Origin of the sequence: uncultured Fibrella sp., assembly GCF_964250085.1 — a bacterium.
In the GTDB taxonomy this organism is placed as follows: Bacteria; Bacteroidota; Bacteroidia; order Cytophagales; family Spirosomataceae; genus Fibrella.
The window spans coordinates 447,475-467,548 of sequence record NZ_CAXUEC010000004.1; the positions used below are offsets into that span (position 1 = coordinate 447,475).

The 20,074-nt window shown below is 49.1% G+C and carries 20 protein-coding genes; 8 read left to right on the top strand and 12 right to left on the bottom strand.

The genetic code is table 11. The annotated features are described in order from the left end of the window. Window positions 1-35 precede the first annotated feature (35 nt). Entirely contained in the window at window positions 36-1,334 is a 1,299-nt protein-coding gene (murA, locus tag ACFE8Q_RS15390; RefSeq protein WP_375446295.1) for a UDP-N-acetylglucosamine 1-carboxyvinyltransferase, read from the bottom strand. 136 nt (window positions 1,335-1,470) lie between these two features. Next, window positions 1,471-2,241, bottom strand: coding sequence for a DUF4290 domain-containing protein (locus tag ACFE8Q_RS15395; protein ID WP_375446296.1), 771 nt, complete (start codon window positions 2,239-2,241; stop codon window positions 1,471-1,473). Between the two features lie 145 nt (window positions 2,242-2,386). On the opposite strand from ACFE8Q_RS15395, the gene ACFE8Q_RS15400 reads away from it, so the two are divergent. Beyond that, on the top strand, window positions 2,387-3,715 hold the full coding sequence (locus tag ACFE8Q_RS15400; protein WP_375446297.1) for an MATE family efflux transporter: 1,329 nt from the start codon (window positions 2,387-2,389) through the stop codon (window positions 3,713-3,715). 60 nt (window positions 3,716-3,775) lie between these two features. After that, complete coding sequence (locus ACFE8Q_RS15405; RefSeq protein WP_375446298.1) at window positions 3,776-4,210, top strand: hypothetical protein; 435 nt, start codon at window positions 3,776-3,778, stop codon at window positions 4,208-4,210. A gap of 17 nt (window positions 4,211-4,227) precedes the next feature. Here the strand turns inward: ACFE8Q_RS15405 and ACFE8Q_RS15410 are convergent, their stop codons facing one another. Continuing rightward, on the bottom strand, window positions 4,228-4,467 hold the full coding sequence (locus ACFE8Q_RS15410) for a hypothetical protein (RefSeq protein ID WP_375446299.1): 240 nt from the start codon (window positions 4,465-4,467) through the stop codon (window positions 4,228-4,230). Between the two features lie 171 nt (window positions 4,468-4,638). Here ACFE8Q_RS15410 and ACFE8Q_RS15415 point away from each other — a divergent pair, with 171 nt between their 5' ends. Further along, window positions 4,639-6,225, top strand: a complete 1,587-nt coding sequence (locus ACFE8Q_RS15415; protein ID WP_375446300.1) for a S8 family serine peptidase — start codon at window positions 4,639-4,641, stop codon at window positions 6,223-6,225. A gap of 79 nt (window positions 6,226-6,304) precedes the next feature. Here the strand turns inward: ACFE8Q_RS15415 and ACFE8Q_RS15420 are convergent, their stop codons facing one another. The 6 genes from ACFE8Q_RS15420 to galE all read right to left on the bottom strand — a co-directional run bounded on the left by ACFE8Q_RS15420 (window position 6,305) and on the right by galE (window position 11,562). Then, window positions 6,305-6,880: an acyl-CoA thioesterase gene (locus ACFE8Q_RS15420; protein WP_375446301.1), complete on the bottom strand. Its 576-nt coding sequence runs from the start codon at window positions 6,878-6,880 to the stop codon at window positions 6,305-6,307. A gap of 100 nt (window positions 6,881-6,980) precedes the next feature. Then, window positions 6,981-7,772 (bottom strand): hypothetical protein, encoded by a 792-nt coding sequence (locus tag ACFE8Q_RS15425; protein ID WP_375446302.1) that lies wholly within the window; start codon window positions 7,770-7,772, stop codon window positions 6,981-6,983. Further along, a complete protein-coding gene (locus ACFE8Q_RS15430; RefSeq protein ID WP_375446303.1) occupies window positions 7,672-8,082 on the bottom strand; it encodes a hypothetical protein in 411 nt (136 codons plus the stop codon). Before ACFE8Q_RS15430 ends, ACFE8Q_RS15425 begins: the two co-directional genes overlap by 101 nt. A 388-nt stretch (window positions 8,083-8,470) precedes the next feature. Next, window positions 8,471-9,325, bottom strand: coding sequence for a glucose-1-phosphate thymidylyltransferase RfbA (gene rfbA, locus ACFE8Q_RS15435; protein WP_375446304.1), 855 nt, complete (start codon window positions 9,323-9,325; stop codon window positions 8,471-8,473). An 81-nt stretch (window positions 9,326-9,406) separates the two neighbouring features. Beyond that, window positions 9,407-10,474 carry a dTDP-glucose 4,6-dehydratase gene (gene rfbB, locus ACFE8Q_RS15440; protein WP_375446305.1) on the bottom strand — a complete coding sequence of 356 codons (1,068 nt, stop codon included), beginning with the start codon at window positions 10,472-10,474 and terminating at the stop codon, window positions 9,407-9,409. A gap of 86 nt (window positions 10,475-10,560) precedes the next feature. Continuing rightward, window positions 10,561-11,562, bottom strand: a complete 1,002-nt coding sequence (gene galE, locus ACFE8Q_RS15445; protein ID WP_375446306.1) for a UDP-glucose 4-epimerase GalE — start codon at window positions 11,560-11,562, stop codon at window positions 10,561-10,563. A 177-nt stretch (window positions 11,563-11,739) separates the two neighbouring features. Here galE and ACFE8Q_RS15450 point away from each other — a divergent pair, with 177 nt between their 5' ends. After that, entirely contained in the window at window positions 11,740-12,615 is an 876-nt protein-coding gene (locus tag ACFE8Q_RS15450) for a transglutaminase-like domain-containing protein (RefSeq protein ID WP_375446307.1), read from the top strand. A 96-nt stretch (window positions 12,616-12,711) separates the two neighbouring features. Here ACFE8Q_RS15450 and ACFE8Q_RS15455 read toward each other — a convergent pair whose 3' ends face one another. Next, complete coding sequence (locus ACFE8Q_RS15455) at window positions 12,712-13,326, bottom strand: SGNH/GDSL hydrolase family protein (protein ID WP_375446308.1); 615 nt, start codon at window positions 13,324-13,326, stop codon at window positions 12,712-12,714. 361 nt (window positions 13,327-13,687) lie between these two features. Here ACFE8Q_RS15455 and ACFE8Q_RS15460 point away from each other — a divergent pair, with 361 nt between their 5' ends. Further along, window positions 13,688-14,086: a hypothetical protein gene (locus ACFE8Q_RS15460; protein WP_375446309.1), complete on the top strand. Its 399-nt coding sequence runs from the start codon at window positions 13,688-13,690 to the stop codon at window positions 14,084-14,086. Window positions 14,087-14,289: 203 nt separating this feature from the next. Here ACFE8Q_RS15460 and ACFE8Q_RS15465 read toward each other — a convergent pair whose 3' ends face one another. Both ACFE8Q_RS15465 and ACFE8Q_RS15470 read right to left on the bottom strand, forming a co-directional pair. Next, window positions 14,290-14,646, bottom strand: coding sequence for a hypothetical protein (locus ACFE8Q_RS15465; RefSeq protein ID WP_375446310.1), 357 nt, complete (start codon window positions 14,644-14,646; stop codon window positions 14,290-14,292). Window positions 14,647-15,005: 359 nt separating this feature from the next. Then, complete coding sequence (locus ACFE8Q_RS15470) at window positions 15,006-15,710, bottom strand: hypothetical protein (protein WP_375446311.1); 705 nt, start codon at window positions 15,708-15,710, stop codon at window positions 15,006-15,008. Between the two features lie 259 nt (window positions 15,711-15,969). On the opposite strand from ACFE8Q_RS15470, the gene groES reads away from it, so the two are divergent. From groES to ACFE8Q_RS15485, 3 genes are all read left to right on the top strand, one after another. After that, window positions 15,970-16,260, top strand: coding sequence for a co-chaperone GroES (gene groES, locus ACFE8Q_RS15475; RefSeq protein WP_085410389.1), 291 nt, complete (start codon window positions 15,970-15,972; stop codon window positions 16,258-16,260). Between the two features lie 126 nt (window positions 16,261-16,386). Further along, a complete protein-coding gene (gene groL, locus ACFE8Q_RS15480; protein WP_375446312.1) occupies window positions 16,387-18,024 on the top strand; it encodes a chaperonin GroEL in 1,638 nt (545 codons plus the stop codon). 112 nt (window positions 18,025-18,136) lie between these two features. After that, window positions 18,137-19,927: an ATP-binding protein gene (locus ACFE8Q_RS15485; protein WP_375446313.1), complete on the top strand. Its 1,791-nt coding sequence runs from the start codon at window positions 18,137-18,139 to the stop codon at window positions 19,925-19,927. Window positions 19,928-20,074: the final 147 nt, after the last annotated feature.

Sequence of the window (20,074 nt, forward strand, 5' to 3'; positions counted from 1 at the left end):
ACCCGCGCTCCATTAAAATCACCTATACAACGTACCTACAACCGCACAATATCAGCGCCGATGGCGTTCAGGCGGGTGTCGATGTTTTGATAGCCGCGATCAATTTGCTCAATGTTGTCGATGATGCTGGTTCCATTAGCCGACATGGCGGCGATGAGCAACGAAACCCCCGCCCGGATGTCCGGCGACGACATGCGGATGCCCCGCAATTGCTGATGCCGACCCAGCCCCACTACCGTAGCCCGGTGCGGATCGCAAAGGATAATCTGCGCGCCCATCTCAATCAGTTTGTCGACGAAGAACAGGCGGCTTTCAAACATTTTCTGGTGAATCAGCACCGTTCCGCTTGCCTGAATAGCCGTAACCAGCACAATGCTCAGCAGGTCGGGCGTGAAACCGGGCCAGGGCGAATCAGATACGGTCATCATGCCGCCATCCAGAAACGTCTCGACCTGGTACAGCTCCTGCGCAGGTACGTGGATATCGTCGCCCCGGAACTCCAGTTGAATACCCAGCCGCTTGAAGACGTCGGGAATAATGCCCAGTTCAGGAATCTGACAGTTTTTGATCGTCACCTCCGACTGCGTCATGGCGGCCATACCGATAAACGAACCAATCTCGATCATGTCGGGCAGCATGGTGTGCTCGGTCCCTTTCAGTTCCTCTACACCCTCGATGATGAGCATATTGGACCCCACGCCTGAGATCTTCGCGCCCATCCGGTTCAGCATTTTGCTCAACTGTTGCAGGTACGGCTCGCAGGCAGCATTGTAGATCGTGGTAGTTCCTTCGGCCATGACGGCAGCCATCAGTACGTTGGCCGTGCCGGTCACTGACGCTTCATCGAGCAGCATGTAGGCTCCCTTCAACTGATCGCCTTCCACGCGGTAAAAATCACCGTCGAAGTGGAACTTGGCACCGAGTTTTTCAAAACCCAGGAAGTGTGTATCCAGGCGGCGGCGACCGATTTTGTCGCCTCCCGGCCGGGGAATCCGTCCCTGTTTGTAGCGGGCCAGCATGGGGCCAAGCAGCATGACAGAGCCACGCAGGGCCGCCGCTTTACGCTTGTAGGCATCGGTATTCTGGAAATCGAGGTTTACGTCGCTGGCCACAAACCGGTATGAACTCTCCCCGATTTTGGTCACCCAAACGCCCATATCGCCCAACAACTCAATCAGTTGGTTGACGTCACGGATGTTCGGAATGTTGTGGATGGTGACGGGTTCTTTCGTCAGCAGTACCGCACAGAGAATTTGCAGCGCCTCGTTTTTGGCCCCCTGCGGCACTAATTCGCCCGAAAGCCGACGGCCACCGGTAATTTTAAAAGATGCCATTCTTCAATTATCAATTAACAATGATCAATTATCAGTAATCAGTTACCACGAATCAATGAACAACTACAGGCTTCGTCGACGACTATAGTCAATCTGGCGAAGCCTGACAATTGATCATTGACAATTGATAATTGACCTATCTCCCTCGCCGACGGTTATTGCCACCGCCGCCGTTGTTGTTGTTTGGATTATTGCCCCCCCGGAAGTTTCTGTTCGGGTTGTTACCACCGCCGGTATTATTTCCCCCCCGGAATGGATTGCGGTTATTATTGTTGTTGGGGCGGTCTTGCCGGTTACGCTGTTGCTGCGGCTGGTAATTACCCGCATACGGTTTCAACTGCGGCTGACGACCCAGCTTCTGCGGCTGATCTTCCGTACGTTCGCGGGGTGAGCCTTCTACCAAACCCTCGTCGCGGATGAGTTGAATGTCGTCGGCAAGTTTCCCTTTCGAGATGTCGAGCAGGCTTTGGTAGATCGTTTCTTCCTCGACGGTCTCTTTGTTCCAGGCCATGTAGAACGTCTTCATCAGGCGTGTCAGGTACGACACGAATGCTCGTCGTTCTTCGGCATCTTCCGTGTTTATAGCCCGCTCAACAAGCAGGTTTATATTCCGTCCGAAGTGCTTGTATTTCAGGTTATGGTACTGGTAGTCCATCTTCTTGGGCTTCTTGCCAAGCACCTCCGGCGAGGGAGGCGGGAAAGGACTATCTACGTCCAGCTTAAACTCCGAAATGATGTACAGGTCATCCCACAGTTTATTATAGTAATCCTGCCCGTCTTTCATGCCGGGGTGAATCTGCCGCATCAGCTCCACTAAGATATGCGCCTGCCGGGTGCGCTTCTCGCGATCTTCGATGGTCAGCAGGTACTTGACCATCTTCTCGATACTACTTCCGTATTCTTTCAAGCGAACGTCTGATTCTTGTGTAAAAACAAAGATAGGTGAAAAAGGCGTATGGGCTACGGGCCTGTGGCGTGGGGCATGTGGCGAAGAATGGCGATTCGGCCAAAACCGTACCTTTGTCGGCCCTAAGCACCAGGCCCCACGCCAAATGAACCTCCGCGCCGACTTATCCGATACACTTCGCCTCAGTATTCCCATCATCATTGCTCAACTCAGCACGGTGCTGATGGGTTTGACAGATAACCTGTTTGTTGGGCGATTGTTGGGCGCTGTTCCGCTGGGCGCTGCAGGCCTGGCCAATTCCATGTCGTTTCTACTATCCAGTGTCGGCATCGGCGGGCTGACGGTGGTGGCGGCCTTGGTGTCGCAGGCAAACGGGCGGGGCAGTGCCGCCGACGTGCACCGCAGCTATCGGGCGGGTATTCGGGTGGCGTTGCTGTTGAGCCTGGCGTTGGGTGCCGTAGTGGCCGTGGTGGCGATCAATTTTCAATGGCTGGGGCAAACGGCAGAAGTAAACAGCCTGGCACGGCCATTCATGCTGATTCTGAGTGCCTCGAACGTACCCCTGTTTATATTCATTGCCGCTCGTCAGCTCTGCGATGGCCTTCGTTTTCCCCGCGTAGCCATGACCATTACCATTGCGGCACTGCTGGTAAATGCCCTCTTCAACTACCTGTTCATTCTGGGCATTGGGCCTTTTCCTAAGTTAGGCATTCAGGGTTCAGCGGTGGCAACGTTACTGTCGCGCGTGTTCATGGCACTAGCAATGCTGTGGTACATCCGTCGGTCGGTGAACTTCACCGCCTATTTCAAGGCCGAATTTGCCCGCCTCCCCATTGCCGATGATGTGCGCACCATTTTGAAGCTGGGTCTGCCAAGCGGCCTGACGTTCTTCTTTGAAATTGCCCTCTTCACCGCTGCGATGGTCATCATCGGCTGGCTGGGGGCCGACCGGCTGGCGGCGCATCAGATCGCCATCAACATGGCTTCGTCAACGTATATGATGGCAACGGGTATTTCGTCGGCGGCGGCCATTCGGGTGGGTGCCGCGCTGGGCCGGGGCGACCGTGACGGCATCCGCCGGGCGGGCATTGCAGCCTTCATGCTGGCTGCTCTGCTGATGGGCTTTGCCGGGACTATCTTTTTGCTTTTCAATAATGTACTCGTCAATCTGTACATCACCAATGCGCCCGAAGTAGCGCGTATTGCGGCTACGCTGGTATTCATGGCCGGGTTTTTCCAGCTTTCCGACGGTGTTCAGGCGGTTGGCATCGGTGTGTTACGTGGCCTGTCTGACGTGAACGTACCTACGCTGATTACGCTCTTCTCCTACTGGCTGGTAGCCCTGCCAACCAGTTACCTGCTGGGTTTCACCTTCGGCTACGATGCCGCCGGTGTCTGGATTGGCCTGCTGGTTGGTCTCAGCGTAGCGGCCCTTCTACTCACCATTCGTTTCTTCCGGCTGGCTAATCGATGACCAGATTAGGTTTTGTCAATAAATTCCTGCATTTATGGTACTTAAACCAACTCCCAGTCAATGCGTTTCTCCATTCGCCTCCTGCTCATAGGGACTATTCTTATACTGCAAAGCTGTACACAGAAATGCGGATGTCCAGTACCAATACCTTATGAATCGTTACTCTACGGCGCAAGCTGGCAGTGGACAGCTTCGGGTACACAAACACCGGCCTCTACTGGCGAAACACGGGCAATCCATTTTTTCAATGACGACAGCGGCGAAGTTATATCTCAGCAAGTGAATGGCGTGGTTGTTAAATCGGCCCGTTGGACATCAAGACCCGTAATCAATGAAGCAGAAGGCACCATCATCTTCTCGCTCAGCGATGGCACTTTCCTGAAAGTCCACAACCTGCCCTATGCCAACAACATACGCCGTATTGAATGCACCGACTATTTATTGGCTTTCCCAGGTTCAAAAGATACGTACAACCACCAGTATCAGGCAAAATAGTCCCGATTGACACGTACCTAGGCTGCCCGCAACTGCTCGAGTAGCTGGTCGCGACTAGGGCGCTGGCTCTGTACGTCGTAGCGTAGCCCTTCCAGATCAAGGGCATCTACAAACGCAGCGTAATCGGCAACGGTGAACAGGCACAGGTTGTCGAAAGGCTCGTTGAAAGGCTCTACCTCGGTTTGCACCGCCTTTTGCTGTAATGCCCGGTACGGTTCAGGCTTCAGGTCGTCTTGCTTGAGAATGAAATACCACATAGTGCAGTAACCAGTCATTGAGTCGTTTAGTTGGCGTCCAACCAGTCCAATAGGCTCATTCAGCAGCCACTGAGCCCAATCATTAAGTAAAAATTAATCTACTGGACTAGGCCAATAGCGGTTTCCGGTTGCATATTGGTGACGCAACGTTAACGCTCTTTTCAACACGATATGGCCCGATTCGACACGCTTGTTCCACTCCCCGGCAGCGAAAAAGACGCCCCGGATGCAACGCCACTCAAGACCCTAAAACCAACTGATTCATTTGATATAACCGTGCGCGTACGGCGCCGCCAGCCCATTGAACCGCTGGTGAACACCGGTGACCCGATTGAGCCGCTCACCCAACAACAGTACCAGAATCGGTACGGAGCCGACCCGGCCTCGCTTCGGCAGGTAGAAGCCTACGGCCTCAGTCAGGGCCTCACCACGGTCTTGATCAGCCCGGCGCGGCGAAGCCTTATTTTTCGGGGTACCGTTGAGCAGTTTAGCGACGCTTTCGGCGTAGTGCTGGCCAATTACAAAGACGCCAACGGCACCATTTTCCGGGGGCGTAGCGGCCCGGTGATGGTACCGACCGAACTGGTCGACCTGCTGGAAGGCGTTTTTGGCCTTGATAACCGCCCGGTCGCCCGAACCCATTTCCAGATTTACAAACCGTCGAAAAGTGGTGTTGCCGACCCACGAGCCGTTAGTACATCGTTCAATCCAAACCAGTTGGCCAGGCTTTATAATTACCCAACCGGTGTAACGGGCAAAGGCCAGCGAATTGCCATTATCGAACTGGGTGGCGGTTTTCGTACGGCTGATATCACCGCTTATTTCAAAGGGTTGGGCCTGACGCCGCCCGTTGTGAAAGCAGTATCAGTCGATGGCGGCACCAACAGCCCCAGCAATGCCAACAGTGCCGATGGCGAAGTGATGCTCGACATTGAGGTAGCCGGCGCAGTGGCACCGGGCGCGCAACTCATCGTGTACTTCGCCCCCAATACCGACAAAGGGTTTCTGGATGCCATCACCACCGCTATGCACGACACAGTGAACAAGCCCTCGGTGATCTCGATCAGTTGGGGATCGGCCGAAAAAAACTGGACGCCGCAGTCACTGGCTTCCTTCAATCAGGCCTTTCAGGGAGCCGCCGCGCTGGGCATTACAATCTGCGCGGCAGCAGGCGATACAGGGTCGGGCGATAGTATCGGCGACGGCAAAGCGCATGTTGACTTTCCGTCGTCGAGCCCGTACGTACTGGCTTGCGGTGGCACACGCCTGCAGGCGAACGGCAATCAGATTACGTCAGAAACGGTATGGCATGTCGACAACAACAGCGCTACCGGCGGTGGCATCAGTGACGCTTTCGATTTGCCTGATTACCAGACCAATGCAAGCGTACCCAAGTCGGTCAACGATGGTAAACGGGTGGGGCGGGGTGTACCTGATGTGGCGGGTGTGGCCGACCCCACAACGGGCTACAACGTACGGGTCGACGGGCAGAACTTTGTTATCGGTGGCACCAGTGCGGTGGCTCCGCTCATGGCTGGTCTGGTAGCCCTGCTCAACCAGCAACGCGGTAAGCCGGTAGGTTTTCTGCACCCAATTCTATACGCTAATCCAACGGTTTGCCGCGACATTACCCAGGGCGACAATAGTACGGTAACGGGCAATAAAGGGTATAAAGCCAAAACAGGCTGGGATGCCTGCACTGGCCTTGGCGTAGTTGACGGGCAAAAATTAGCCGCAAAACTAGGGGTAACAGTTTAGTAGATGCTGGCTACCGGATAGCAGACGTTGAGTGCTGATTTGTCTGCTATCTGGTAGCCAGCATCCATAAATAACGTACCTAGAGAATACCTGTTCCCAGCACGCAACGCTCATTTTTTAGTTGAGCTATATTTTCAGCCAACAGCATCCGGGTACGTTCGTTATCGAAATGTTCGCTGTAAGCCGCCCGGAGTTCTTTACGCTTGATCGCTTCCAGAAAACGCCGGGCATCATCGGCCGTTTCGAGTAGCAGTGGCGGCACTTCCGCAGGCACGCCCGCTTCATTCTTGGCCACCATTGTAATGTACGACGTGTTGGTGTGCTTCACGGTTCCCGTTTTCACATTTTCGGCAATCACTTTGATGCCAATCACCAGCGAGGTACGACCCACATAATTAACCGACGCCATCAGTGACACTAGTTCGCCAACCTCGACCGGCTGCCGAAAATTGACGCCATCGACCGACACCGTGACACAGTATTCACCTGCGTGCCTGGCCGCGCAGGCGTAGGCCACTTTATCCATCAGTGACAGCAACGTGCCGCCGTGGATTTTACCGCCAAAATTGGCGTAGGCGGGAATCATCAGTTCGGTTAACGTGGTGCGCGAGTAACTTACAGATTTTGCAGGTACGTTGGTAGAAAGTTCAGCCATTCGGTGGTGACGGGTATTGTATTGGTGGTCAATACAAAAGTAAGCTAAACGGCTCCTGTCATTGCACCCTTTCTCGTAATCGATTCACGAATTAAACGAATCAGGTAAACTGTATATAGTTGTTCTTATCACATTTGCTAACCCATAAACCTACAGCAACCAGTATACATTGAATCCAGATAACGATCTGATTCATATTCATAAACAACTCATAGGTGGCATATGGCGTCTTCGATGCATCCAGCAAATAATCTGTAAACAGGGTGGTCATAAACGTGCCCATCCCGAAGAAAAGAAAACCAGCGCTGACCCAAAACATAGGATGCTTAAGGACATTCTTAATTCTGTTCTCTGCTAATATATTATTAAAATAAAGCAATGAAAAAATAATGTACGTAAGTCTGCTAAAGAAAGAGCCACCAGATAACGACTTGTAAAAGAAACAGTTTAGTGTCAGAAAACTAACGGCAACGAAAGCAAAAAATAGAACAAATCGGGTAACCATATCTTTCCTTGAAAACGATAGGTAATAAATTACAGTAAGTAAAATAACGTCTATGATAAAGAAACCCCGTTGCTGGTCCAGGTTGAATTTATTGAGCATTGCATAATAATTCAGAACGGTATCTTCCAGGAACCGGGCAAGAAAGAGAGCGCTTACTGCCACAAGATTGCGTGTCAGGAACTTCTGCCTGTAGATAGAAATAAATACAGGCAGAAGTAAGAGGAGGTAAGCAATAAAGTCTAATGGAAAAGCTAGTATCAACCGCTTTATATCATCCCACATTAGCTTAGAGTGTGCTGGGTGGATTTCCACATTGCCGTGGGCATGACAGCCCATCGCCCAGTGCGTCGCCGTCGCCAGCGTCTTTCCTGCCAGTAGGATCGTCAAAAATATCGGTCCCATCTTCGCGCACACCAACGATCACCAGGCGCGATGTCAGTTCTCCGCGCTCATCGGCGATGATATTTCCGTCGGCATCTTCAAACGTTTTGCCGTAGTAGACACGGATGCCCACGCAGTCTTTCCGGCCCAGTAGTTTGTTGATGCGGTTGATACCGAAAAACTCACCCCGGGTGAATGAGTCTGGTTTATGACCCTGCTCCTGTTTGTATCGTTTGTAACGGGCGGTGCGGGAACGGGCATCACTCCCGCTCAGGAAACGGCCCACGTCTCCGTGGAATTTATTCTTGTCAGTCATTGATTAAGGAATGTTTCAATTTGACCGGAAAGCTACTAAAAGGCGCTTTACATAGCACTCACTTGCTCGTTTGTATTAATTTATCGGCAACTTTATTGCCCTTTGACCTATCAAATACGTAGTTCTACGTATTCGGATACGGGTTTTCGCCTGTTAAATAAAGGCGCTGTAAAAAGGGTGATTTTGCGCTTACCAGCCTACTATGCAGCCACTACCTTTGAGGCTATCAACGCAGGTTAGTTTTCCGACGGTGTTCACACACAAGTTTTCAAACGTATTAAGTTTTCTCATCTCATAGGTTAGGTAAGAAAAAGCCGGAGCATTGCTCCGGCTTTTTTTATGAACTGCTTATTTTCGTCTGGCTACGTATTAGTAAACCAACCTGTTATCATATTCCTAAAAGATACTGCCCGTACCCGCTCTTCACCAATGGTTTAGCGATCTCGATCAGTTGGTCTTTGGTGATGAACTTCATCCGATAAGCAATTTCTTCAATACAGCCAATCTTCAGACCCTGCCGCTCTTCAATTACCTGCACAAATTGGCCAGCCTGCATCAGCGAAGCGAACGTACCTGTATCGAGCCAGGCAGTGCCCCGGTCAAGCACGCCTACTTTCAGCTTGCCCCGTTCCAGATACACCCGGTTGACGTCGGTGATTTCCAATTCACCACGGGGCGACGGCGGAATGGTCTTGGCAATCTCTACCACATCGTTGTCATAGAAATAAAGGCCCGGCACTGCGTAATGTGATTTGGGCTTTTCCGGCTTCTCCTCGATCGACAACACATTGAATGCCTCATCGAACTCAACCACACCATACCGCTCGGGGTCCTGCACCTGGTAAGCGTACACAACCCCCCCGTCAGGGTCGTTGTTGGCCTGTAACAATTTCGATAGGCCGGAACCGTAGAAAATATTATCGCCCAGTACCAGCGCTACTTTATCATTGCCAATGAATTCTTCACCGATGATAAACGCCTGCGCCAGCCCGTCGGGGCTTGGTTGCACAGCGTAGGTGAACCGGCAACCGATCCGAGATCCATCCCCAAGCAGCTTTTCGAAGTGCGGCAGATCATGCGGCGTGGAAATGATCAGAATATCCTGAATACCAGCCAGCATCAAAATCGACAGCGGATAATAAATCATCGGCTTGTCATATACCGGCATAAGTTGCTTCGACACAGCCAGCGTCAACGGGTGCAATCGGGTACCGGATCCCCCGGCGAGTATAATTCCTTTCATATTTTGGAATGAGCGAATGAGCGAATAGTTAGATCGATTTGTACGTCTTGCCAAACATTCACTCAGTCGCTCATTTACTAATTATCTATTTGCGTACATACCCTGATAATAACCCTGGTAGGCACCTGAAGTCACATTATTAAGCCATTCCTGGTTGGCTAAAAACCAGTCGACAGTTTTGTTCAGGCCTTCCTCGAACTGAAGCGACGGTTCCCAACCCAGTTCGTTCATGATCTTGTTGGCGTCAATGGCGTAGCGAAGATCATGCCCGGCGCGGTCGGTCACGTAAGTAATCAGTTGCGCCGACGTACCTGCGGGGCGACCCAGCTTTTCGTCCATCACGCGGCAAAGCAGATGCACAATATCGATGTTCTTCCACTCATTGAAGCCGCCGATATTATACGTTTCGCCCAATCTTCCGTTGTGGAACACCGTGTCGATAGCGCGGGCGTGATCGACCACAAACAGCCAGTCGCGCACATTCTCACCTTTGCCATAAACGGGCAGCGGTTTGTTTTGCTGAATGTTGTGAATCATCAACGGAATCAACTTCTCCGGAAAATGATTAGGGCCGTAATTATTCGAGCAGTTGCTCAGTACAACGGGCATTTTGTAGGTATTGCCATACGCCCGAACGAAATGATCGGATGCCGCCTTCGACGCTGAATAAGGCGATTGCGGGTCATAAGGAGTATCTTCTGTGAAAAACTCATCGGGGTTATGCAGCGAACCATACACCTCGTCGGTCGAGACGTGGTAGAATCGTTTTCCCTCGAAACCAGACGTACCTGATGCCAGCCAGCTTTTTTTAGCCGCGTTGAGCAGGTTAACCGTACCCACTACGTTTGTCAGCACAAACGACATCGGATCGGTAATAGACCGGTCAACGTGCGATTCAGCGGCCAGGTGAATAACACCTTCCGGCTGGTACTCGGCGAACAACTCGTCCAGGAAGGCGGCGTCGGTGATGTCGCCCCGAACAAATGTGTAGTTTGGCGCATTTTCGATGTCGGTCAGGTTGGCGAGGTTACCCGCATAGGTGAGCGCATCAAGGTTAATGATTCGGTAGTCGGGGTACTTAGTTACGAACAACCGGACCACGTGTGATCCAATAAATCCGGCCCCGCCAGTAATGATGATGGTTTTCATAGAGGAATTTTATTGTTCGCCGTTCGCTGCTCAGGTACGTTACGGTAGCCAAGTAGTGCAACAGAAAACGGCGAGCAGTAAACTTTTTAACTGATTTTCTGCTGCCAGCGCCAGGCATCGCGCAGGGCATCAGCGAGGGTACGCTTTGTTTTAAAACCCAGCCCCTGGGTTGACTTTGTTACGTCGGCGTAAATCTGTTCGATATCGCCCGCCCGGCGGGCACCGAGCGTATAAGGAAGGTTAATTCCGTTGACCTCTTCAAAGGTATTGATCAGTTCCAGCACCGAAGCGCCATGCCCTGTACCGATATTAAATACATCATAGAACGAAGCTTCGGTTTTCTCTACCAGCAGTTTAACCGCGCTTACGTGCGCATCGGCCAGGTCCATCACGTGGATGTAGTCGCGGATGGCGGTTCCATCAGGCGTGTTATAATCGTTGCCGTGAACGGTCAGGCTGGCGCGTTGGCCCGAGGCAACCTGTAATAGATAAGGCACCAGATTGGCAGGCACACCACGGGGCAACTCACCAATCAGCGCCGACGGATGCGCACCGATCGGGTTAAAATAACGCAGCGAAATAGCCCGAACAGGCATGGTCGCCGTCACACAGTCCCGAATAATATCTTCGCAGATCGCCTTTGTGTTCCCGTAGGGCGACATAGCGGGCAGGCGGGGCGTTTCTTCTGTGACCGGAAGCTTCTCGGGTTGCCCGTAAACCGTGCAGGATGACGAGAACACCAGATTCTTCACGCCAAAGGCTGGCATCAGTTCCAGCAGTAGCATCAGCGAATCCAGGTTATTGCGGTAATATTTCAGTGGTTTCTCAACCGATTCACCCACGGCTTTAGACGCCGCAAAGTGGATGATACCCGCCACCTGCTCCCGACTGAATACGTCGCTCATGGCGGCGTGGTCGTTGCAATCGATTTGGTAGGTACGTATCTCCCGGTTCAGTATCGTTTTCAGTCCGTCGAGTACGCCTGGCTCAGAGTTGGAAAAATCATCAACGATGACTGGTTCAAAACCCGCTTCTGCCAGGGCGACAACGGTATGTGAGCCAATGAAACCGGCTCCTCCAGTAACCAATATTTTTAGGGGGGTGATTGGGTTCGCGTCCAAATCGTTTTTTGTAATTTTTTGTTGTTACTTGCAAAGAGGGCCTGTAAAGTCTGGCTCATAAAAACCGGGCAAAACTAACCAAATCAGTCTGGTTTCTCAATCAATTAATTAGCTTATTACCTGCCGCTTCACGTGACAACGCTTATGAACGACAACGAAATCAAAGCCTTGATCTCTTTGCTCGATGATGACGACGCCGAAATAGCCACGCATGTGGAAGGGCGCATCCGGCAACTGGGCAGTTCAATTATTCCTTTTCTGGAAACCGAGTGGGAAGGCAGTTTTAACCCGCTTTTGCAGAAAAGGATCGAAGAAATCATCCATGATTTGCAATATACCTCCGTCCTCGACCGGCTCTACGGCTGGAAAGAAGGCGGGGCAATGGACCTGCTCGAAGGGCTCTGGATTGTAGCCACCTACCAGTATCCTGATTTATCTATCGATAAACTTCGGCAAGACCTGGATCAGCTTTATTACGATGCCTGGCTGAAAGTGCAGACCGACGTTCACCCGGCCGATCAGGTGAAGGGATTGAATGGCGTGTTTTATAACGAAATGAAGTTTGCGCCCAACACCAAAAACTTTCATTCACCCGCCAACTCGATGATCAATCAGGTGTTGGAAACCAGGCGGGGCAATACAATTTCGCTTTGTTTGATCTACATGATGATCGCCCAGAAACTGGGCCTGCCCATCTACGGGGTCAATCTGCCCAACCTGTTTGTGCTAACCTACAAAGCGCCCAATGGCGTGCAGTTTTACATCAACGTGTTCAATCGGGGGCTGATCTTCTCGACCAAAGACATTGACCATTATATTGGGCAACTGAACCTGAAACCCGCGCCGATTTTCTACCAGCCCTGTTCCAACGTCGACATCATCCGCCGGATGCTGCGTAACCTGATGCTCTCTTTCGATCGCAATGGCGACAAGATCAGGATGCAGGAAGTAGAGCAGATGCTTAACTCGCTCAACGACGAAGCCGATAACCTGCCGCTTTCCGACTTTACGCAGCGGTAAGTGTCTCAAGTGTTCAATGTCTAAAGTTCAATGTTGCTCCGCCAGCTAGCCACTAAGCGGAGCAACATTGAACTTTAGACATTGAACACTTGACACTCACTTCAAAATCCCCTCTACGACGGGCAGGGCTTTTTCGGCCCATTTTTTCATCTGTTTTCCTGAATAATGAAGGCCATCAGACGCGAACTGAGTGGCATCGCTGACCGCTTGGCGGGTCAGGGGGGTAATATCTATGTAAGCGACACCAGCCTTCTCGCATTCCTGACGGGCTACCGCATTGAAACTATCAATCTGCCTGGCGATGGTTGGCCGGTCACGGTTGGCCGCAAACGGCGACGCCCCCCAGTCGGGAATAGATAGCACCACTACATGAGTCGGCTGGTTCTTTCCATACCGAATGGCCGTCTGTACGAGCTGCCTGAATTCGGTTCGGTACCGCTCAACGCTCTGTCCCCGGTACTGATTATTCACGCCAATGAGCAGTGATACAAGGTCATACTGGTTTCGGTTACCTGAGGCATCAATGGCACTTATCAACTCGTCGGTTGTCCAACCGGTGCGGGCGATAATTGTCGGCTTGTCAGCTCCGAGCCCCCTTTCTAGCAATAACCCTGCCAATTGCACCGACCAACGGTCTTTTTCGTCTACGCCTTCACCAATTGTATACGAATCCCCTAGTGATAGAAAAGTAATGTTACGCCTTTGAGCCATAGGTTGTTTTATTGGTGAGGAAGCACCACCAAACAAAAGAAAAACGACAAAAAAAAGACCAAGTCGTATAGAATGGCCGGGTGTTTGCTCTATGTGAAGGTTGGATACCATAGCGTTTCTTTTGGTTGGCTCACTCAAACAGTAGTTACCGTTTGATGGACGTATAACCTTATGCTACTTATGTTGTTCACACAGCCCCACTCACCGTATGCCTGATCAGTCCATTGCTACCAGTCGCCAAATTAGTTCTCAATTCATTGCCTATTTAGTTGGCCGACTAGCAATAGATGATTTTGCCCATTGGGTACACCAAACAGCCGAATTAAGCTCTGTACTTTCTCCAACTGATTACGCCGAACTTATGTCTATCGATTTCCAGGAAGCCACTGCCCCATCACTGCTCAATAAACTTTTGCGCGGCTATATCGATTGGGCACAGCATGAAAAAGAGGAACTGGCCGAATTGCTTATGGATATCATCTGGAAAGAAGATGCGCTGGCCGCCCTGGTTCGGGCGCACGAGCACTTCAAGCATGGCCTCCGCTTCCTGAATGTACTGGGTAATGAATATGGCCTTGCCGTGCTGAACGCCTACGGGCCTGAACCCAAGTTGAAAGAAGGACACGAAAATATGCTGGCGGTGATCTACCCGAAAGCACGCGACGAAGCCAAGCGTATTCTCACCTGCCTGGTATCTGGTAAGATAAAATTCACCGGCACATACACGCAGGAAGGTTACCCGGAATACGTAGAAGCGTAGAGTATCACTACGTTCACGGCCGGTTTGCGGGAACGTACCTGGACGACAGTGCCAACTCAACGGATAAAACGATCTGTGGCATAGCACACAAGTCATTTATACGATCGGGCAAATAGCCTGTATACAGTTCGGGGTTTTGTCTGGCCAACAGTTGATTAGGTTGACCAGACAAAACCCCGATTTTTTTTGTATCTACCTGGCGCTTATTCAGCGGCCTTGAAACGTAGGCGGGCCGTATGTACCTGATCTGCATCACCAGATTCTGGCAACGACAGTTTAGCGCTCAGCAGTTGCTTCGTCAGTTCGTCATTCAACTGCTTATCAGCCGAGAATACGGTTGGATTTACCAGTTTATGATCGTCGGCAAGACGAAATTGAATGACCACCACTCCGTTACCGGTTGCCTTTTGCAGCGCAGCGGGGTACGTAAGTTGACTGGCCAGTTGTTGTTCTATACTGACTTGTGGCTTTGCCTTGCTGATTTTTTTAGTTCCAGGGTTGGCAAAAGCCCCAACGGTGGCAACACCGAGGATAATCCATGAGCAAACTAGTGTTTTCATGATATAAGGCTTTTAAAATGAGAAAATAGACCAAACCCAGTCTGTCGTGGCACTCGCTCGTATAAGCACACTGTGCGCTATCGTATTGACTACTGCTGGCTGACTGATATGTAATATTACTCTTTTGTTACCTTAATGTTATCTCTATGTTAAGTATTCAATCAGCTCAGTCAGCAAAATTCTATAAATTTTATTGATTTATTTTTCTATAACTAATTGATATTCATGTATTTAACTTTAATAACACAGGTCTATCCAATGTTAATAAACTTAACAATTTCTTAACATTGGATAGACCTGTGTTATTAAATCGTGAGGGTAACGTACCTGAAAACAGGCACTGAAAGGCGGTTGGGCTTTTAGCAGATCGCTTTGTTCAGTAGCTGTTGGGCAATTGGAAGCAGCGTTTCCTGCTCTGGCATAAGTCGCTGACTTTCCAGCCTGAATGCGGCTGGATTAGGCAGGTTGTAGCGGCGAATTAGATCGAGTTTAAGCCGCTCGAACGTTGTGCCTATGGTACGCTGGGTACGTTCGCGCAGTTGCCAGTGTACCAGTCGCCCGCCCGGTGCCTGATCATCGTAGAGTGTAAGCCGGTATTGATAAATAGATAGGTCAGTGGAGGTGGTATAGTGCACAAAGAGGTAGCCTTCGTCGGGGCGAAGCGGCATTAGTCCCACGGGCTCGAGCGTGAGAGTGGCGGCAAGGTCGGCCCACCGTTGGCGACCTTCAGTGAGGGTTGCGTTGAAGCGGGGAAGCGCAAAATCAATGATTTCATCTACTTCGTCGAGCAGTGGATCGGCCGGTAACTCAGATTCATAGTCGATTCGGGGTGGCGGCCCGCTGATTCCAGCCACTCGCTTGGGAAAGGCTGCCATAAGTGTACCTTTGCCCCTCCGAAAATGAAGGGTAGCCTCGTAATGACGTTTTAACTCGGGCAGGTCGGGATGCAGTTGACAGTCGGCAAACCGGCGCCCAACCCCTTGTAAATACGCCAAAACGACATACTGTTTATATTCGGCATCAATCCGGTTTTGTGTCAGCCAATCGTACGGTAACGTAGTCATATGCAAATAGTACGGAAAGAGTGAAGTACTGTTCTTTTTTACAAGATATGGCAATTACAAATTTTTGCCGTATAAAAATAGCTTAAACAGGTATTTTGCCAAATTATCTTACTTAACTATAACAAACACCTACCCTGACAGCACTGTCCTGAAATTTTGTCAGGTTTTACGGTTTGGCATAGAGGTTGACCACCTGCCCATTGTCTGATTAAACCTAATCAAACTACTTTTTTAACAACCTTAATCATCTCTTATCGCTATGACCACAGCAATGGAAGACGTGAAAGTAAAGCCCCTCGCCGACCGCGTGGTGGTTGAACCGGCCCCGGCTGAAGAAAAGACCGCTTTTGGAATTATCATTCCCGACACGGCCAAAGAAAAACCCCAGCGTGGCACTATCGTCGCCATCGGTACAGGCAAAAAAGACGAACCCCTGACCGTTCAGGTAGGTGACACAGTCCTTTACGGTAAATATGCCGGTACTGAAATCACCATCGAAGGCAAAGAGTATCTCATCATGCGTGAGTCTGACATCTTCGCTATCGTTTAAACAATTTAACGTCTAAAGTTTAAGCGGTCCGCCGCCGCGAGTCCAATGTTTGGTTTACGGCCACTGTGCAAACAGACCGTACACCCCTCTAAACGTTGAATCTTGCACTTTAAACCTACAAAAACCATGTCTAAGAAAATTCTTTTTGATACCGAAGCCCGCGATAAGATAAAGAAGGGCGTTGATACACTGGCCGATGCCGTTAAGGTAACCCTGGGCCCCAAAGGCCGGAACGTCATTATCGACAAAAAATTTGGCTCACCAGCCATCACCAAAGATGGTGTAACGGTAGCTAAAGAAATCGAACTGAAAGACGCCATGGAGAACATGGGCGCCCAGTTGGTGAAAGAAGTAGCGTCGAAAACCGCCGATTCGGCAGGTGACGGTACTACTACAGCTACTGTACTGGCTCAGGCGATCTATTCGATCGGTGTAAAGAACGTAGCAGCCGGAGCCAATCCAATGGACCTGAAGCGCGGTATCGACAAGGCAGTACTGGCGGTAACAGCCAATCTGTCAGAGCAGGCACAGACTGTAGGAGACAACTTCGACAAAATCAAGCAGGTTGCTACCATTTCTGCTAACTACGACGACACCATCGGCAAAATGATTGCCGAAGCAATGGAGAAAGTAGGTAAAGAAGGTGTAATTACGGTTGAAGAAGCTCGTGGTACTGAAACGGAAGTTAAAACCGTAGAAGGTATGCAGTTCGACCGCGGTTACCTGTCGCCTTACTTCGTGACCAACACCGAGAAAATGGAAGTTGAACTGGAGCGTCCGTTCATCCTGATCTCTGAGAAGAAAGTATCGTCGATGAAAGAACTGTTGCCAGTTCTGGAGCAGGTGGCCCAAACGGGTCGTCCGCTGCTGATCATCGCCGAAGACGTTGACGGTGAAGCCCTGGCTACACTGGTCGTAAACAAAATCCGCGGTGCCCTGAAAGTGGCTGCCGTTAAAGCACCTGGTTTTGGTGATCGTCGGAAAGCTATGCTGGAAGATATCGCCATCCTGACCGGTGGTACGGTTATCGCTGAAGAGCGTGGTTATAAACTGGAAAGCGCAACGGCCGAATACCTGGGTCAGGCGGAGAAAATCATCATCGACAAAGACAACACGACCATCGTAAACGGTGTTGGTGGTAAAGATGATATTGCTGGCCGGGTTAACCAGATCAAAGCACAAATCGAAAACACAACGTCTGATTACGACCGCGAGAAGCTGCAAGAGCGTCTGGCCAAGTTGTCGGGTGGTGTTGCCATTCTTTACATCGGTGCCGCTACCGAAGTAGAGATGAAAGAGAAGAAAGACCGCGTTGACGATGCCCTGCACGCTACCCGCGCTGCCGTTGAAGAAGGTATCGTAACCGGTGGTGGTATTGCGCTGATCCGCGCTATTCAATCACTGGATGCCATTGAAACTATCAACGAAGACGAAAAAACGGGTGTGAACATCATCCGCGTAGCGTTGGAATCACCCCTGCGTACGATCGTTGCCAACGCCGGTGGCGAAGGTTCAGTAGTGGTAAACAAAGTGAAAGAAGGCACAGGCGGATATGGCTACAACGCCAAAAACGACACCTTCGAAGACCTGTTCGCCGCTGGTGTAATTGATCCGAAGAAAGTAACGCGTCTTGCCCTTGAGAACGCAGCCTCTATTGCCGGCCTGTTGCTGACAACCGAGTGCCTGATTTCTGACGAGCCAGAAGAAGCACCAGCCGGTGGCGGTCACGCCCACGGTGGTGGCGGCATGGGCGGCATGATGTAATCTGCCCCCTTCGCTTTTCATACAAAACGCCCCTGGCTACACAGTCAGGGGCGTTTTGCTTTCTACGAACTTTTACGTGCTACTTTTGCATAAACCCATAAAATTTAAAATAATGATTTATATCTTATTTAATGGCAAATACAAATCACTTCTGCAACCTTTTGAGGTGAAACTACCAGATTTTACAGTAATATCTGGCGTCAACGGAGCTGGTAAAAGCCATTTTCTAACTGCTATAGAGCAGGGTCAAGCAAGAGTCTTCGAGGATGGCGTTGAGATATCCACGAAAAAGTACGTCAATTCTAATACATTGTCACCCAATGACTCTTATCAAGTTGAAAGAACTAATCTCATTAATGACGCTAACAATATAAGCTATATTCTACAAAATTTCCAAAGTGAGTTAAAGAAAAAGTCGGATTTAACTTTAGAACAGCACCTTATAAATACGCATAATCAGTACCAGTTTGGCATAATCGACAAAATAGTTAAAGATACTAATAAGGACATTTCTGAAATAAGTATAGAAGACATTAAAGATAATTACCCCTTAACTTATGGCTACGTGTCTGACGTTTTTTATCAGAACTTTTCTGCTATATTTAAAAGGTATTATGATAGGTATGAAGATAATTTTTTCAATGAATATTTAACAAATGTTAAAGGAAAGAAAGTTAAATTTTTAACAGAAGACAGGTTTATAAGTAAGTACGGATCACCTCCCTGGGATTTTGTAAATAGAATATTTGATGAAGCAGGTATTGATTACACAATAAATAATCCCTTGGGGAGTGATAGAGATCTTCCCTTTACGTTCAAATTGATTAACAAATTAAATGGAGCAACGGTAAATTTTAGTGACTTGTCATCTGGAGAAAAAGTGCTAATGTCTTTGACATTATCACTTTACAACTCGAAGACGAACATATCATTTCCCAAACTGCTGCTACTGGATGAGCCAGATGCACCTTTGCACCCATCGATGGCAAAGCAACTTCTACAAGTAATAGAAAATGTATTTGTCAAAGAAAAGGGGGTGAAGGTAATATTGACAACACATTCTCCATCCACCATAGCAATGGCCCCTGATGAATCTTTATATGTCATGCAAAAAGACTCACCAAGAATTCAAAAAAGGTCTAAAGAGCAATTGATGAAGCTATTAACTGACGGTATTCCTTCTTTCAGTATATATGCGGATAATAGAAGGCAAGTATTTGTGGAAAGTGAAATTGACGCTGATTTTTATACAAGGATTTATGGAAAACTAAAGAAAAAAATACAAAGTGATAAATCTCTATATTTTATATCATCTGGATCTACTAGAGGCAATTCGGGTAATTGTGATCAAGTTAAAGATATTGTTAATACTCTCACACGGACAGGAAACCAAACTGTGTACGGTATAATTGATTGGGATAAAAGGAATCAAGGCAATGAACGAATAATAGTGTTAGGTCAAAACAAACGTTACAGTATCGAAAATTATATTTTTGACCCTTTACTATTATCAAATTTTTTATTAAGAGAAAAGCTACGCGATAGATCTTATTTTGGACTAAGTGATGACGAAAGTTTTTTAGACTTTCCAAAATTTTCTGTCGCTAAACTTCAGGGAATAATAGATATCGTAATTAGTGATATTATATCAAAATTAGAAAATCATTCTGAACTACCCCAAGATAAGTTGTCAATGTATTATTGCAATGGGATGTCATTTAACCTGCCTATCTGGTATCTACAATATCAGGGACATGATTTAGAGAAGGTTATAAAAGCTACCTATCAGGAATTGGGCAAATTTCAAAAACTGAAAGAAGAAGTTGTGAAGAAGGTTATAGATGATTTGCCTGATTTTATATCCATAGACATTTTAGATCTTTTGCAGTCTCTACACAATTGAATATTTAGTCTCTTAATAGGGCTTTTTTCCATGGCTCTCAACCTTCCAGAAAAAGCTTAAATTCAGTACGATTGACGGATGAACTAGTCGACATTTGTTAAGGTATTTTTAATAGAACAGATTACCGAAATCGCTTTTCATCAGACT